Source organism: Streptomyces antarcticus (assembly GCF_026627255.1).
GTDB classification, from domain to species: Bacteria; Actinomycetota; Actinomycetes; order Streptomycetales; family Streptomycetaceae; genus Streptomyces; species Streptomyces antarcticus.
On sequence record NZ_JAPNLM010000020.1, the window covers coordinates 15442 to 30255 of the forward strand.

The window sequence follows — 14814 nt, forward strand, 5'->3', positions numbered from 1 at the left end:
ATCTGGTGTCCACGTTCGACATACGAAAGATCGGCGGCCGTATCGGCGCGGAGGTGACGGGCGTCGACCTTTCCGCCGGTATTTCCGATTCCGTTTTCCGGCAGATCAATGAAGCGTTCCTGGAGCACAAGGTGCTCTTCTTCCGGAATCAGGACATCACCGACGATCAGCAGCTGGCATTCGCGGGCCGATTTGGCCCGCTCACCCAGAAGCACCCGATGATGCGCACCGTCGACGGGGCCCCGCAGGTGCTCGCGGTCGACGGCGAGGACCAGCGCGCCGATCACTGGCACACCGACATCAGCTTCACCACCGCCCCCTCCCTGGGTACGACGCTGCGCAGCGTCGTCCTGCCGCCGTACGGCGGGGACACCCTGGTCGCCAACGCGGCCGCGGGTTACAAGGACCTGCCGGCCGAGCTGCGCGAGATCGCGGACCGGATGTGGGCCGTGCACACCAACCACGCCGAGCAGCCGAGGCTGGGCACCGAGCGCGGTGACAAGGTCCGCGAGGCGTTCCTGGCCCGCCGGTTCGAGACCGCCCACCCGGTCGTGCGCGTGCACCCGGAGTCCGGCGAGCCGAGCCTGTTCCTGGGCGGCTTCGCCCAGTGGCTGGTGGGCATGGAAGTCCGTGAGTCCCGGCCGATCATCGACGTCCTGCAGAGCTACGTGCGCCGGCCGGAGAACACCGCCCGCTGGAGCTGGCGCCCGGGCGACGTCCTGATCTTCGACAACCGCAGTACCCAGCACTACGCCGTCAACGACTACGGCACCCACAAGCGCGTGCTGCACCGCGTCTCCATCAACGGCGAGGTGGCCACGGGCCTCGACGGCAAGCAGAGCTACGCCCTCAAGGAGGGCGAGTGAGCACCCTTTCCGCTCCGGGCCCGGCCGGCTTCGCCCGGCGACTGCGCGGGCGCGAGCGGCTCGTCGGCTACTGGATCGCCTGCGACAACCCCGTGGGCACCGAACGCATCGCGAGCCTCGGCTACGACTACATCGGCGTGGACGGCCAGCACGGCGTCATGCACCAGCCGGGCTGGCAGTCCGCGATGCTCGCGGTCGACTCCTGGCAGATCTCCGCCGGCCTCATCCGCGTCCCGTCCGCGGACCCGGTCACCATCGGTGTCGCGCTCGACACCGGGGCGCGCGGCGTCATCGTCCCCATGGTCGACACCGCCGAGCAGACCCTGACGGCGGTGCGCGCCTGCCGCCACCATCCGGCGGGAACGCGAAGCCTTGCAGGGCCGGTCCGCGCCGAACTGCGGGTGGGCTCCGTGCCGTCCGACATCGACGACGAGACCGCCTGCATCGTGATGATCGAGACGGCCTCCGCCCTGGAGAACCTCGACGCCATCTGTGCCGTGCCCGGTCTCGACGCGGTCTACGTGGGCCCGGCGGACCTGTCCGCCGCCCTCGGCGCCCGCTGGTTCGGCGACCCCTCGGCGGCAGACGCCCTGGAGGGGGCTCTGGAGCGCATCACCGCCACCGCCCGCCGCGCCGGCATCGCCTGCGGCATCCACTGCCTGGACGGGGAGAGCGCCGCCAAGCGGCTGACCGAAGGTTTCACCTTCGCCACGGTCTCCAGCGACATCACCCATCTGCAGCAGGCCGCGGCGGCCCATCTCTCCGCCGCCGGCGCATGACATTCCTTGGGGGAACAGTGACGACGCAGACCGTCCCGTGGTCCGCCGGCAGGGCCTCGGCCGCCCGGCTGCCCGCCCGTTCGCTGGACGAGCTGGTCGGCGGCACGCCACTGCTGGAGGTGGCCCTGGCGGGCCTGGCCCCCTCCGTGCGGCTGCTGGCCAAGCTGGAGATGTTCAACCCCCTGTTCAGCGTCAAGGACCGGGCGGCGCTCGCGATGCTGCGCGAGGCCGAGGAGTCGGAGCTGCTGCCCCCGTCCGGCGGCACCGTCATCGAATGCTCTTCCGGCAGCACGGGCATCTCGCTCGCGGCGCTGTGCGCCCGGCGCGGCCACCGCTGCGTCATCGTGATGCCCGACAACGCGACCGAGGAACGCCGCCGCGTCCTGCACGCTCTGGGCGCCGAGGTGGTCCTCGTACCGCACCAGGACGGGCTGATGGCCGCCTGGGCACATGCCGAGGCACTCCAGCGGGCCACACCCGGATCGTGGGTACCGCACCAGGACCGCAACCCGGCCAACGCTCGGGCCCACTACGAAAGCACCGGACCCGAGATCTGGGAGGCAACCGGGGGCGCGGTCGACGTGCTCGTGTGCGGGGTCGGCACCGGCGGCACCATCAGCGGTACCGCCCGCTACCTCAAGGAACGCCGGGACGTCCACGTCGTGGCCGTCGAACCGGCCCGCTCCGCCGTGCTGTCGGGCGGCGAGGCCGGCCCGCACGGCATCCCCGGAATCGGCGCCGGATACGTCTCCGACATCACCGATCTCACTCTCATCGACGAGGTCGTCGCCGTGCCGGACGAGGCCGCGGCCGCCACTGCCCGCGAGATCGTACGTGCCACCGGCCTGCCGGTCGGCACCTCTTCGGGAGCCGCCGCCTGGGCGAGCCGCAGCGTTACCGCGCATCCGCGCTGGGCGGGTGCGACGGTGGTCACCGTCTTCCCCGACAGCGGGGAGCGCTACCTGTCCACGGCACGCGGCTGACCCGTCGTCTCCTCACGGAAAGACAGGCAGACATGTGCCGGATCTACGGCTATTTCAACGCGGCGGCGACGCCGCACGAGATGCGCACCGTCGCGGCGCTCCAGCGCCACGGCGGCCCCGACGCCACGGGCATCCGCCAGGAGGCGCTCTGGGGGCTGGGCAACAACCGGCTCGCCGTCGTGGACCTGGACGGCGGAGCGCAGCCCTACGGGCTGGGCGGCCGCATCCAGGTCGTCTTCAACGGGGAGATCTACAACCACGGAGCGCTGCGTCACCGGCTCGAAGGCCTCGGCCACCGTTTCGATGACCGCTGTGACGGCGCCGTCATCCCCGCCCTCTACGTGGAGTACGGGGACGACTTCACCGAGCACCTCGACGGCATGTATTCCATCGCGCTGGTCGACCTGCGCGGCGAGGTGCCCCGGCTGCTGCTGGCCACCGACGAGATGGGCATGAAGCCCCTCTACTACCGGTGGGACGCGGCGGCCCGCTCGCTGCACTTCTCCTCCGAGATCCCGGCGCTGCTCGGCTTCGACCGTGCCGTACCCCGGATGCGCGAGGAGTCCCTGGACGCGTACCTGGCCACCCGCACCCCCTTCGGCGCGCAGACGATGTTCGAGGGCATCGAGGTGATGGCGCCGGCGACGACCATGGTGTGCGCCCTGGGCGGAGCGCCGCGCAAAAGTCGGCGCCCGGCCGCCGAACTGCCGCAGCCCGGGCCCGGGGACGCGGCGGCCACGGCCGTACGGGTCCGGCGGGCCCTGCGCGAGGAGGTCGGCCGGCTGCTCGTCGCCGACGTGCCCGTCGCGCTGATCACCTCCGGCGGGCTCGACTCCAGCCTGGTGACCTCGCTGGCCGCCGAGCACGGCCCGGTGCACTCCTTCAACATCGCCTACAAGGGCTCCTGGCCCTTCGACGAACGGCACTTCGCCCGGCAGGCCGCCGAGCGCGCGCGGGCCGTGTACCACCAGGTGGAGATCGACCCCGCCGACTTCCCCGCGCTGCTGGAGGAGACCGTCTGGCACCTGGGGCAGCCCAACGCGGACCCCATCGCCCTCAGCACGTACGCCCTGTTCAAGGCCGTGCGCGCGGCCGGCTTCACCGTCGCGCTGACCGGCGACGCCGCCGACGAGGTCTTCGGCGGGTACGGGCGGATGCAGCACGCCTCCGAGGTCGCGGCGGCCGGCGCCGCCTGGGCGCCGGGCTACCTCGACGCGCTGTCGGCCGTGCCGGCCGCCCTGCGCAGCTCCCTGTACACCGACGCCTTCCGCGAGCGGCTGCGCGAGGTACCGGCGCTGCCGTCCGACGCGGAGGCCGATCTGCTGCACGGCCCCGGCACCGTCCTGGAGCGCATCACCCGCTTCGAACTGGGCCACCGGCTGCCCGCCTACCACCTGCGCCGCGTCGACCACCTCAGCATGGCCGGGTCCATCGAGGTGCGCCTGCCGTTCTGCCAGAGCTCCGTCGTCGCCCTCGGCCGCTCGCTGCCCGACCGGCTGAGGGTGCACGGCGGCGGGGTCAAGCGGACCTTGTACGCGGCCGCCGCCGGCCTGCTGCCCGACAGCGTGCTCGACCGCCCGAAGCAGCCGTTCACCCTCCCGATCACCGCGATGCTGCGCCCCGGGCAGCCCATGTGGACACAGGCCCGGGACCTGCTCACGCCCGCCCGGCTCGACGCCGACGGCCGGCTCGACGCCGCGGCCGTGCGGTCGCTGTTCACCGCGCAGGCCGAACGCCCCGGCGACACCACGGCCCTGGCCCTGTGGTCGCTGCTCGTGCACGAGGTGTGGCGCGACCAGTTCCACCCGGCCCGCACTGCGGCCCACCCCGGCGCCGCCCTGCCCGCATCCGTGGCGGTGGCGGCGTGATCGGCCATCTCGCCTACGCCGCGGGCAGCCCCTGCCCCACCTTCGTCCTCGACGCAGCCCGCCTGCCGCGCGAGGAGACGGCCTTGCTGGTGCACCTGGCCGAGGCCCGCCGCTACCTCGCCTCCGCGGGCGGCGCGCACGTCCTGAAGATCGCGCTGGTCGAACCGTCCGCGCACCCGATGTTCGACCTGGACTACCGGTTCGTCCAGGCCCTGCCGGGAGCGGCCGACCAGTTCGACCTGCGCGGCTCCTGCGGCCACTCGATCCTGTCGGCGGTCGTCGCGGCGGCCCGCTCGGGGATGCTGGAGCGCCTCGTGCCGGGCGTACGAATCCGCGTGAACGTCCTCAACAATGGGGACAGCGTGGTGTGCGAGGTCGACGGGGTCGAACGCGACGGGGTCCGCTTCACGGTCGCCTTCGTCCAGCCCCGGCCGGTCCCCTTCACCGAACTGCTGCCCACCGGACTGCCCCGCACCGTGCTCGACACCGGCGGGGAGCGCCACGAGGTGTCGATGGTGGCCAGCGCCAACACGTACGCCTTCGTCGACGCCCGCACCCTCGGGATCGCGGACACCGCAGCCCTGTTCGGCGCCGGGGACGGCCTGCTGGCCCGCCTGGAACTCATCCGGGGCGCCGCCGCCGACCTGCTGGGATGGCCCCGCGATGGGGCCTTCCCCAAGATCGCCGCGATTCTTCCGGGGGAGGACGGCGGCCTCTCCGCCCGTGCGGTCACCGTGCCCGGCTGGCACCCGACGATCGCGCTGACCGGAGCCGTGTGCCTGGGCACCGCCGTCCGCATCCCTCACACCGTGCCCTGGCGGATCGCCCGCGAACAGGGAGCGCCGGACGGCCTGGTGGACATCACCACGCCCGGCGGCCGCACGGCCGTCGCCGCCGTGACCGCGCTGCACGCGGACGGATCCGGGGACGGCGCCCTGCTGTGGTCGAGCGTCGCGCGCAAACACGTCACCTTCCAGGGCTCGTTCGTCCTGGAACCCCTGAGCCATCTGCAATTCGAGGAGGTCGCCCAATGCCTGGCGCTGTCGGGAGCCGCATGAAACCGAGGCTCGGACCGGAGCTCCACCAGCTGCTCCACGCGTCCGCCGAGAAGGCCGCGGCGGCGGGTGAACCGGACCGCGAGGCCCTGGCGGCGCTGCGCGCCAGCGGGCTGCTGGCCACCGCCGTACCGCGCGCCCACGGAGGGGAGGGCGGGGACGCCACGGAGATCAACCGGGTCACCGCCGAGATCGCCGCCGCCGATCCGTCGCTGGCGATCATCGCCTTCCAGCACTTCGCGGTGAGCGCCCGGATCTCCGAGTGGGGTACCGAGGAGCAGAAGCGCGCCCTGCTGCCGCGCCTGGCGGACGGCAGTGTGCTGGCCGCTTCGTCGTGGAGCGAGCTCGGCGCGGGCGCGGCGAAGCAGAACCTGTCCAGTACGGGCGAACGCCGCTCCGACGGCGGCTGGGTGCTGCGCGGGGCCAAGACGTTCACCACGGGCGCCGCCGTCGCCGACCTCTACCTGGTCCTGGTGAGCACCGGCGGGTCCGTGGCCGGCGAGCAGGCCGTGTACGGGGCCGCCGGGCAGACCTTCTTCCTCGTCGCGGCGGACAACCCCGGTCTCGTCCCGGACCTGGGACTGAACCTGGCCGGCATGCGCGGCTCCGCCACCGGACTCGTCACCCTCGACGACTGCGTCGTGTCCGACGGGGACCGGCTGGGCCCCGAGGGGCACGCCGCATCGATCATCGCGGGCGTCCGGGAGTCCGGGGCGACCCTGGGGGCGGTATCGGCCGGCATCGCCCAGGCGGCCTTCGACCTGGCGCTCGCCCACGCCGGCGCGCGCGGGCTGCTGGAGCTGGCGACCGTACGCCACCGGCTCGTTGACCTGGCGACCCGGCTGGAGACCGTACGGGCGGCCGTGGAGCGGGCCGGTGCCCGCACCGCCGCCGATCCGGGCCTGGCCACCCTGCACAGCAAGCTGTACGCCACCAGCGCCGCCGAGGAGATCTGCCTCGACGTCGCGCGGATGCTCGGCTCGGCCGGCTACCGCGCCGCGGGCAGCGCGGACCGGCTGCTCGCGGACGCCCGCGGGGTGGGCCTGATGGGGCCGACCAACGATCTCTGCCGGGAACTGGTGGCGCTGTCATGGACCGCCTGACCCCCGCAGGTGCGGAACCCGACCTCGTCGTCAGCGGCCGCCGGCTGGTGACCCCGCAGGGCGTGCGCCCGGGGCACGTGTTCATCCGCGGCGGCCGGATCACCGCCGTCGCGGACGCCGACAGCGCGCCCGCCGCCACCGAGCGCGTCGACGCGGGAGACCACTACGTCCTGCCCGGGCTCATCGACTCCCACGTGCACTTCCGCACCCCCGGGCTGACCTACAAGGAGGACTGGGAGCACGGCAGCCGGGCCGCGGTCCGCGGTGGTGTCACCACGGTGATGGACATGCCGAACACGGTGCCGCCGACGCTGGCCCCCGAGGCGGTCCTGGCCAAGGCGGGCCTGGTGGACGGGCATTCGCTGGTGGACTACCGCTTCCACATCGGGCTCGACCCGGACCACCCCGAGCTGCTGGCGCGGCTGGATCCGGCCGTCGCCACCAGCGCCAAGATCTTCATGGCGGGCCACCACACCGCGCCGACCGTGGTGCGCGATCCCGCGCAGCTGGAGAAGGCCTTCGCCGCCGCGGCCGAGGGCGGCGTCCAGCTCGTCCTGCACGCCGAGGACGGAGGGCTGTTCGCGCTGCTCGACGCGTGGTGGGGGGAGCCCGGCAGCTATCTGGAGTACGAGGCGCGCCGCCCGCGCACCGGCGGCATCGTCGCCGTCGCCAAGATCATCGAACTGGTGCGGCGGTACGGCACCCGGGCCCACATCCTGCACCTGTCCAGCACGGAGGAGGCCGACCTGGTCTGCGCGGCGCAGGCGGCGGGCCTGCCGGTCACCTTCGAAGTCACCGGCCACCACCTGTCGTTCACCGACCAGGACACCCGGCGCCTCGGCGCCCGCACCCGGCTGTCGCCCTCGATCCGCGGCCAGGGCGACCAGGACCGGCTGTGGCAGGCCCTGTGGGGCGGCCAGGCCGCGACGCTGGGCAGCGACCACGCCCCGCACACCGCCGCCGAGAAGACCCGTACGCCGGCCCAGTCGCCGCCCGGCCTGCCGGGCGTGCAGGAGCTGGCGGTCGCCGTGTGGACCGGCATGCGGCGGCGCCGTCCCGGGGAGGACCCGGACGTGGCGGCCGCCCGCCTGGCGCACCACCTGGCGGCCGTCCCGGCCGAGCTGTTCCGGCTGCCCGGCAAGGGCCGCCTGGAGGCGGGCGCGGACGCCGACCTCGTCGTCTTCGCACCGGACGTGCCCTGGATGCTCTCCGCCCGGGACGTGGAGAGCAAGTGCGGCTGGTCCGCGTACGAGGGCTGGACCTTCACCGGACGTGTCGAACGGACCCTGCGCCGCGGCCGCACCGTGTGGGACGCGGCCACCGGCACCTTCGGCGGCTACGACGGGCGGCTGCTGGGAGCGGCGCCCGCACCCACGGGACAGGAGAGCTGAGGCATGGTCATGAAGAAGTCGGTCGTCATCGCGGGCGGGGGCATCGGGGGGCTGGCCGCGGCCGGCGCCCTGGCTGCCCGCGGGCTGGACGTCACGGTGGTCGAACGCGCGGGCCGGATCGACTCCGGGGGCTCCGGCCTGGTGCTCTATCCCAACGGGGTGCGCGCGGCCGACGCGCTCGGGGGGCGCGTCGGCGCCCGGATCCGGGCCGCGGGCCACGTCACCGCCGACGACGAGGTGCGGATCCTGATGGACGCGTCGGGCACGGTCCTCGCCGAGGAGCCGATCGGCGCCGCCGGCCGGGAGCTCGGCGCCCCGCAGATCCCCGTACTGCGCCGGTCCCTGCACCGGGCGCTGCTCGACGAGGCCCTCGCCGCCGGGGCGGCCGTGCGGCTGGCCACCACGGTCGAGGACTACACCGCGCACGAGGACCACGTCGCCGTCCACCTCGACGACGGCAGCACGCTGGTCTGCGAGGCGCTGGTCGGCGCCGACGGCATCAACTCGGCGGTGCGCCGGCGGATGCTCGACGACGGGCCGCCGCAGTACCGGGGGTACACCTCGGTGCGCGGCCGCACCACCGGCTCGGTGCTCGGGCAGCGGGGCCATGTGGTCAACGGGCGCGGCATCCAGCTGTTCATCGCGCCGGTCGGCGGGGACACCCTCTACTGGACCGCGAAGATCACCTCGCCGCCGGGGGTCTGGCCCGCCATGGGACCGCAGGCCGCGCAGCGCGCCCTGACCGAGGCGCTGGAGGGCTGGTACGAGCCGGTCGTCGCCCTCGTCCGGGACGCCGACACCGCCGACATCGTCGTCACCGACATCCACGACCGTGACCCCGCGCCCCGCTGGACCGACGGCCGGGTCGCCCTCCTGGGCGACGCCGCGCACCCGATGGTGCCGGCGCTCGGCCAGGGCGCCAACATGGCGCTGGAGGACGCGGCCGTCCTCGCGGAGGCCTTGGCGTCCGCCGTGTCCACCGGCTCCGCGTCCGCGTCGTCCGCCGTCACCGTCCCCGCGGCCCTGGAAGCCTACGCGCGCGAGCGCATGGAGCGGGCCGCCGCCGTCGTCCTCCAGTCGCGTCGGCAGGGCTCCGTCGACCAGGGAGCGGGCGAGGCGGCCGAGTCACGGCGCAACGCCCGTATGAAGTCCGCCGGCCGCAAGGACTCCGACCTCGCCGCCGTCGTCGGCTGGCGGCCCAGGGCACAGCCCCACGAGCGCACCCAACCGCCCAGGCCCACGGCCGGATCAGCCGTACAGACCAAGGAGAGTGCCGCAATCATGCGAACCCCACACGTAGTTCTGGTCAGCGGCTCGCTCCGCACCGGATCGACGTCGGACCGGGTGGCCGAATGGTGCGCCCGGCTGTGCGCCGAGCAAGGAGCGACCGTACGCGTCTTCACCGGCTCGGAGATCGACTTCCCGGCCTACCGTCCGGGCCTCGGGGCGGTACACGAGGGGGCGGCCCAGTTCCTGGAGGAGCTACGCCGGGCCGACGGTGTCGTCCTGGTGTCCCCGACCTACCACGCCACGATCTCCGGCCTCCTGAAGAACGCCCTGGACCTCGTCAACGACCTCGACGGGCCGCTCCCCTATCTCGACGGCCGGGCGATCGGGACCGTCGCGGTCGGAGCGGGAGCCCAGGGCGCGGTCTCGACCCTGACCACGCTGCGCACCATCGGTCACGCGCTGCGGGGCTGGCCGACGCCGGTGGGCGTGGCCGTGGCCCAGGTTCCGCCGCTGCCGGCCACGGACGAGCCGCTCTCCCCCGAGGGCGAGCGGCTCGCGCAGATGGTGTCCCAGGTGATGTGGATGAGCAGTGCGCGCGCCGCCGCCCGGCCGGCGCTCGTCCGCGCTGCCGCATGATGCCGCCGGGCACCGGATCGCGGAGCGGTTCCGCGATGACCGCACGCCACGCAGGAAGGGAAACACGAACATGCCTCAGCGCCACGGGACGTTCCACGCCGGACGGAGCCTGCTCGGCCCGGTATGGCGCGACAGCAACGTCCGTTCGGGCCCGTCGCTGGCCAGCCCGGTCATCCGGCTGCTGCTGCCGGACGCCTCCGTCGGCTACGAGGGCGAGGGGTGGTCGCTCGGCGACGAGGTCGTCGAGGGCGAGCACACGGACGGTGTGATCACCAGCTCCGTGTGGTTCCGGCTGGCCATCGGCGGCTGGACCAGCGCCGTCAACTTCGAGCCGGAGACGGTGGCCTCGGTGACGAGGGGGTCCCTCGTCACCGGCTGACACCGCACGAGGCACGGCTACGGCCCGGCCCCGTCTCCCCTCCAGGGAGCCGGGGCCGGGCCGTAGTCATACCGCGTCAGCGGTACGCCGTGCGCGCGGTGCGGCTACTTGAAGGTGATCTGCTGGCCGCCGCCGACACCGGCGTCATCGCCCAGGCCCACCTGACAGGCGCTGACCTTGCAGTCGACCGTGCCGGCCGGGGTGCCCTCCGCGCCCTCGACGGCGGCGAAGGAGGCGTGCACCGTGATCTGCGTGGTCAGCTTGCCCTGGGCGTCGGCCGCGATGTTCACCACGCTGGCCGGGTCACAGCCGTACGACCCGGCCGTGACGAGTTCACACTGCGCCACGTGGTAGATCGCGCCCGGGGTGAGGCCGGTACCCGTCACGGCCACCGTCGCACCGTCCGTGAGGCCGGTGGCGGGCGTCACCGTGACCACCGGCGCGGCCGCCATGGCGGCGGGCTGGAAGGCCACCGCGAGCCCGGTGGCGAGGGCCGCGGTGGCTCCGACACGAGCGATCAGACCGAGCTTGTTCTTGACAGTCATCCCATTACTCCAAAGACCAAAGAGGAACTGGCTGTTCCCGTTCCGTATTTACAAGATCGACATTACGCATCATGAAAATGGCCGCGCATCTTCCAGGTTGCTCCAAGCAACCCACTCATTCGAGCCAGATGGCGGACAATGTGCGGTCACGCAAGAGCAGTTCAGAAGATGCGCGGCCATCCGGCCCTTGAAACGATCCCTGCAGGCGGAGGCGCGTACGGGCCTCTGTTACCAGTGCGGGCTCCGCCCGCTCTACACAGAAAGGAGTGCGGAACACATGGCTACTGCACTCAGCACGGAGATCCAGGAGCGCATCGTCGCCGAGACCGGCTCCGCCGCTCCGAGCACCGACGACGCCGTGGCGTTCGAGTCGTGGCTCGAGGGCATCAAGGAGTCCGACTCGGACCTCTTCGCCGGTGTCGCCACCGAGATCGAGTCCCTCATGGGCGGCAAGGTGATGTGAGTCTGCCGACTCACGCAGCGATCCGGCCGGCCGGCCCCGCGAGGTGTTCCCTCGCGGGTCGGCCGGCGGTCGTGCGGGGGGAAGTACCCCGCAGCCAGGCCGGTACGAGGGGGAAAGGGGCCACGCGATGCGCTGGACCACGCTGCTGTTCGACGAGGCGGACCTCGACGAGCTCGCACTCCTGGACGCGGACGCCCTGCTCGGGGGCGCCGGCGACACGCTGGAGCGGCGGTTCACCCCCCGCGATCTCTACCGGCGCTGGGAACGCCAGCACTGGCTGGCCTCCGACATCGATCTCGAACGCGACCGGCGGCACTGGGACACCCTGCTGAGCCCCGGCACCCGCGGCGGCCTCGAGTACTTCATCAAGAGCTTCCTGGTCGGGGAGTACACCGGACTCGACCTGATGAGCCCGATCCTCGCCGCCTGTCCCGATGAGGACTACCTCGTCTACCTGGGGACACAGGCCGCCGACGAGTCGCGGCACACGGTGTTCGTCAGCCGGGTCGCCGAGGAACTCCTCGGCATGACCGACTCCCTGCGCGGTCAGCTCATCACCTCCTGGGCCGGTCTGAGCCCCGCGCACAGGGCGGTGCACACCCTGGAGAACGCGGTCCTGCGCGACTTGGCCCGCTCCCCGCACGACTACGCGCAATGGCTGCGCGCCATCACCTTCTTCCACCTCGTCACCGAGGGCGTCCTGGCCCTGCACGGCCAGCGCGGCCTGGTCCGCAGCCTCCAGCGCATCCCCCTGCTGCCCGGTCTGCGGGCGGGCTTCACCGCGATGACGCGCGACGAGTCGCGGCACGTCAGCTTCGGTCTGCACGCACTGCGCCGGGGTGCCCGCGAAGGGTTCTCCGAGGCGATCAATGACATGATCGAGACCGGCATGCCGCTCGCGGCCGTCATCGGCGTCGCCCCCGCCGCCCCATCGGAACACGCCGCCGCGGCGGCGGCCCGGTCCGCGAACGACCTGCTGACCACCATCGCCGTGCGGCTGCGCCAACTCGACCTCCCACACGACTTCGCCGAGCACGTGCTCGGCAGGTGCCGGGCGGCTCAGGAGGCCGCCCTGCACGCATCCGCAGCGGCCACCGCCCAGAACAGGTAGGGAACATGGCGAACCACACGGCCGGGAGCACGGCCTCCCAGGAGACCGGCGGCAGCTTCGCACGCCTGCTGCGCAGCCCCGGAGCGCTACGCCTGGTCGGCTCGCTCTTCATCCTGGAGATCGGCTCCGCCATGACGACGGTGGGCCTGCCCCTGCTGGTGATGCAGCGTTACGGCCTGGGCCTGGAGGTCGGCTTCACCCTCGCGGCCCGGTTCCTGCCGAACATCCTGCTGGGCGCCGTCGTCGGCCAGATCGTCGACCGCTACGACCCGCGCCGCGTGGCGATGCTCGCCGCCCTCGGCAGCGGCCTGGTCGTGGCGCTCTTCCCGCTGACCACCGCGATGTGGCAGATCCAGCTGCTGGCCCTGGCCATCGGCGTCGGCTACATGTTCAGTTTCCCCGCGACGATGGCGCTGCGTCCCCGGGTGATCCCCGACGGCAGTGAACTGGAGGGGAACGGCCTGATCGTGACGGCCGAGCGGATACCGAAGCTGATCGGCCCCGCCCTCGCCGGGCCCATCGCCGCCGGACTCGGCATCGGATGGCTGTTCTGCGCCGAGGCGGCCACCGCCGTCGCCGCGGCCGCGCTCCTCCTGCGGCTCCCGCTGGCCGACGCGGCGCCCTCCGCTTCCGGGCGCGCGACGGCGCCCACGACCGCGACGGCAGGCGGCCTGCGCGCACCGGCCCCGGTCCGCTGGCTCGCCGCCTGGGCCGGCGCCATGGCGGGCGGCGCCCGCGAGCTGGTCCGCATGGTCAGGGACGACGGGCGGCTGTCCTCGCTGACCCTGACCGCCTTCACGTACATGGTCGCCCTGGGCCTGGGGCGGACCTTCCTCGCCGCCTACTCCCTGGAGGAGTTCGCGTCCGTCCCCGCCATGCTCGGCTACCTCCTCGCCGCGATGGGACTCGGCGGTGCCTGCGGCGCGCTGATCACGTCCCGTTTCCGGGGCTGGAACCAGGGCTGGGTGTACATCCTCGGCAACGCCCTGGAGGGTGTCTGCTGGATCGCGCTGATCTGGACCGGCAACTGGATCCTCGCGCTGGCCCTGCTGTTCGTCGCCGGCGTCTTCGAGTCCATCGCGTCGGTCGTGTACTTCGCCGAGGTGCAGAAGCGGCTCCCGGCCCAGCTGACGGGCAAGTACTACGCCACGCTCGTCCCGCTCTCCGACGTCTTCCTCGTCGCGGGCACCGTGGCCGGCGGGCTGCTCGTGGGCGTGGGCGGGATCGCCTGGTCCGCCGCCCTCGTCGGCCTGGCGATGGCCGTGCCCGTGCTGCTGCTCGTCAGCCGGCTGGTCCCCGAGAAGCCGGCCGTCCCCGCAACCGCAACAGCCGGAGCCGTGGCCTCGTGATGCCCGCTTCGGCGGCGGGTTTCCCCTATCTGGGCACCGAGCTCAACGCCGTCGAGGACATCGCGTACCCCCGCCTCTCCTGCTGGCTGCACTGCCTGCGCGACTCCCTGTACGCCGCAGGCGTGCGCGACACCGCCCGCGCGCTGGCGCAGCCGCTGAACTTCGTCGTCGAACGCACTCCGACGGGCGAGCTGCTGACCCTTTACGGCGGCCAGGACACCGACTACCACGCCCCGCGCTTCCAGCGGGGCGTCACCGCCCGCTGGGAGACCTCTCCCGACGATCCGGACCGCCCGGACACGGCACTGGACCTCGTACGCCGCGAACTGGCGCGCGGGCACGCGGTGCCCGTCTCCCCCGAGCTGTCGGGGATGCGCCACTCCGAGTACTACCGGATCCCGTTCTTCGGCTACCCGCACACCCTCCTCGTGCACCGTCTGGAGGCCGGCAGGGCTTTCGTCGCGGACCGCAACACCCGTAAGGGCTCGGGCTTCGAGGACAACCGGGGCACGATCGGGCTCGCGGAACTGCGCGCGGGGATGGCCGGGGCCCCGGTCCTGGTCTGGGACGCTCACGAGCCGCAGGCCGACTGGGAGAGCGAGCTCGGCCGGCTGCTGGAGCGTTCCGTGCGGCAGATGACCGAACCCGTGGAGGCGCAGGCCGGGCTCGCCGGGCTGCTGGACCTGCCCGGGGTGATCGAGGAGCTCGCGGAGGCGGGCGAGCGCCGCAGCCTGCTCCGGACGCGTGTGTCGGGCCCGCTGCAGCGCCACGTCTCGGGCGACCGCCACCTGCTCGCCCGGGTGCTCGCCGACGACGCCCTGCTGCGCTCGCGGGGGGCCCGGACGGCGGCGCTGGCAGCGGACACCGCCGGACTGCTGGGGCGTTCCTCCGACGCGGTGCTCGACCTCGCCCGGGCCGTGTTCCTGCTCGCCGGCTCCTGGAGCGCGGAGACCCTGGAACTGTGCCGACGGCGGGTGCGCGAGCTGCACACGGTGGAGACGCGCGTGGTCGATGGCCTGGCCGGCCTCTGCTGACCGGCCCCCGGTCCGGCGGACA

At 73.2% G+C, this 14814-nt stretch carries 14 protein-coding genes; 13 read left to right on the forward strand and 1 reads right to left on the reverse strand.

The window, feature by feature from the left end:
* Positions 1-5 precede the first annotated feature (5 nt).
* The 9 genes from OTB16_RS26595 to OTB16_RS26635 all read left to right on the forward strand — a co-directional run bounded on the left by OTB16_RS26595 (position 6) and on the right by OTB16_RS26635 (position 10290).
* On the forward strand, positions 6-866 hold the full coding sequence (locus tag OTB16_RS26595; RefSeq protein WP_267723298.1) for a TauD/TfdA dioxygenase family protein: 861 nt from the start codon (positions 6-8) through the stop codon (positions 864-866).
* A complete protein-coding gene (locus OTB16_RS26600; protein ID WP_267723299.1) occupies positions 863-1645 on the forward strand; it encodes an HpcH/HpaI aldolase family protein in 783 nt (260 codons plus the stop codon). Before OTB16_RS26595 ends, OTB16_RS26600 begins: the two co-directional genes overlap by 4 nt.
* Positions 1642-2628, forward strand: coding sequence for a PLP-dependent cysteine synthase family protein (locus tag OTB16_RS26605; protein WP_420717803.1), 987 nt, complete (start codon positions 1642-1644; stop codon positions 2626-2628). The genes OTB16_RS26600 and OTB16_RS26605 overlap by 4 nt, the downstream gene beginning before the upstream one ends.
* A gap of 32 nt (positions 2629-2660) precedes the next feature.
* Positions 2661-4496 (forward strand): asparagine synthase (glutamine-hydrolyzing), encoded by a 1836-nt coding sequence (gene asnB, locus OTB16_RS26610; protein WP_267723301.1) that lies wholly within the window; start codon positions 2661-2663, stop codon positions 4494-4496.
* The gene (locus OTB16_RS26615) at positions 4493-5554 is read left to right on the forward strand and encodes a PrpF domain-containing protein (RefSeq protein WP_267723302.1); all 1062 of its coding nucleotides are present in this window, start codon (positions 4493-4495) and stop codon (positions 5552-5554) included. Before asnB ends, OTB16_RS26615 begins: the two co-directional genes overlap by 4 nt.
* Positions 5551-6654, forward strand: coding sequence for an acyl-CoA dehydrogenase family protein (locus OTB16_RS26620; RefSeq protein WP_267723303.1), 1104 nt, complete (start codon positions 5551-5553; stop codon positions 6652-6654). Before OTB16_RS26615 ends, OTB16_RS26620 begins: the two co-directional genes overlap by 4 nt.
* A complete protein-coding gene (locus OTB16_RS26625; RefSeq protein ID WP_267723304.1) occupies positions 6642-8045 on the forward strand; it encodes a dihydroorotase in 1404 nt (467 codons plus the stop codon). The genes OTB16_RS26620 and OTB16_RS26625 overlap by 13 nt, the downstream gene beginning before the upstream one ends.
* Before the next feature lie 3 nt (positions 8046-8048).
* Positions 8049-9911, forward strand: coding sequence for an NAD(P)H-dependent oxidoreductase (locus tag OTB16_RS26630; protein ID WP_267723305.1), 1863 nt, complete (start codon positions 8049-8051; stop codon positions 9909-9911).
* Between the two features lie 70 nt (positions 9912-9981).
* A complete protein-coding gene (locus OTB16_RS26635) occupies positions 9982-10290 on the forward strand; it encodes a hypothetical protein (RefSeq protein WP_267723306.1) in 309 nt (102 codons plus the stop codon).
* Between the two features lie 104 nt (positions 10291-10394).
* On the opposite strand, the gene OTB16_RS26640 is transcribed toward OTB16_RS26635, so the two are convergent.
* Positions 10395-10835 (reverse strand): enediyne antibiotic chromoprotein, encoded by a 441-nt coding sequence (locus tag OTB16_RS26640; RefSeq protein ID WP_267723307.1) that lies wholly within the window; start codon positions 10833-10835, stop codon positions 10395-10397.
* Between the two features lie 277 nt (positions 10836-11112).
* On the opposite strand from OTB16_RS26640, the gene OTB16_RS26645 reads away from it, so the two are divergent.
* The 4 genes from OTB16_RS26645 to OTB16_RS26660 all read left to right on the forward strand — a co-directional run bounded on the left by OTB16_RS26645 (position 11113) and on the right by OTB16_RS26660 (position 14792).
* On the forward strand, positions 11113-11298 hold the full coding sequence (locus OTB16_RS26645; protein WP_267723308.1) for a hypothetical protein: 186 nt from the start codon (positions 11113-11115) through the stop codon (positions 11296-11298).
* Positions 11299-11425: 127 nt separating this feature from the next.
* Positions 11426-12409, forward strand: coding sequence for a ribonucleotide-diphosphate reductase subunit beta (locus OTB16_RS26650; protein WP_267723309.1), 984 nt, complete (start codon positions 11426-11428; stop codon positions 12407-12409).
* Between the two features lie 5 nt (positions 12410-12414).
* On the forward strand, positions 12415-13758 hold the full coding sequence (locus OTB16_RS26655) for an MFS transporter (RefSeq protein WP_267723310.1): 1344 nt from the start codon (positions 12415-12417) through the stop codon (positions 13756-13758).
* Positions 13755-14792: a hypothetical protein gene (locus tag OTB16_RS26660; protein WP_267723311.1), complete on the forward strand. Its 1038-nt coding sequence runs from the start codon at positions 13755-13757 to the stop codon at positions 14790-14792. Before OTB16_RS26655 ends, OTB16_RS26660 begins: the two co-directional genes overlap by 4 nt.
* Positions 14793-14814: the final 22 nt, after the last annotated feature.

What these genes read in the sequence shown, in the direction of transcription:
- OTB16_RS26630 (WP_267723305.1), top strand. Translation starts at nt 8,049, where the DNA reads ATGGTCATGAAGAAGTCGGTCGTCATCGCGGGCGGGGGCATCGGGGGG.
- OTB16_RS26605 (WP_420717803.1), top strand. Translation starts at nt 1,642, where the DNA reads ATGACATTCCTTGGGGGAACAGTGACGACGCAGACCGTCCCGTGGTCC.
- OTB16_RS26640 (WP_267723307.1), bottom strand. Translation starts at nt 10,835, where the DNA reads ATGACTGTCAAGAACAAGCTCGGTCTGATCGCTCGTGTCGGAGCCACC.
- OTB16_RS26650 (WP_267723309.1), top strand. Translation starts at nt 11,426, where the DNA reads ATGCGCTGGACCACGCTGCTGTTCGACGAGGCGGACCTCGACGAGCTC.
- OTB16_RS26655 (WP_267723310.1), top strand. Translation starts at nt 12,415, where the DNA reads ATGGCGAACCACACGGCCGGGAGCACGGCCTCCCAGGAGACCGGCGGC.
- OTB16_RS26645 (WP_267723308.1), top strand. Translation starts at nt 11,113, where the DNA reads ATGGCTACTGCACTCAGCACGGAGATCCAGGAGCGCATCGTCGCCGAG.
- OTB16_RS26620 (WP_267723303.1), top strand. Translation starts at nt 5,551, where the DNA reads ATGAAACCGAGGCTCGGACCGGAGCTCCACCAGCTGCTCCACGCGTCC.
- asnB (WP_267723301.1), top strand. Translation starts at nt 2,661, where the DNA reads ATGTGCCGGATCTACGGCTATTTCAACGCGGCGGCGACGCCGCACGAG.
- OTB16_RS26625 (WP_267723304.1), top strand. Translation starts at nt 6,642, where the DNA reads ATGGACCGCCTGACCCCCGCAGGTGCGGAACCCGACCTCGTCGTCAGC.
- OTB16_RS26635 (WP_267723306.1), top strand. Translation starts at nt 9,982, where the DNA reads ATGCCTCAGCGCCACGGGACGTTCCACGCCGGACGGAGCCTGCTCGGC.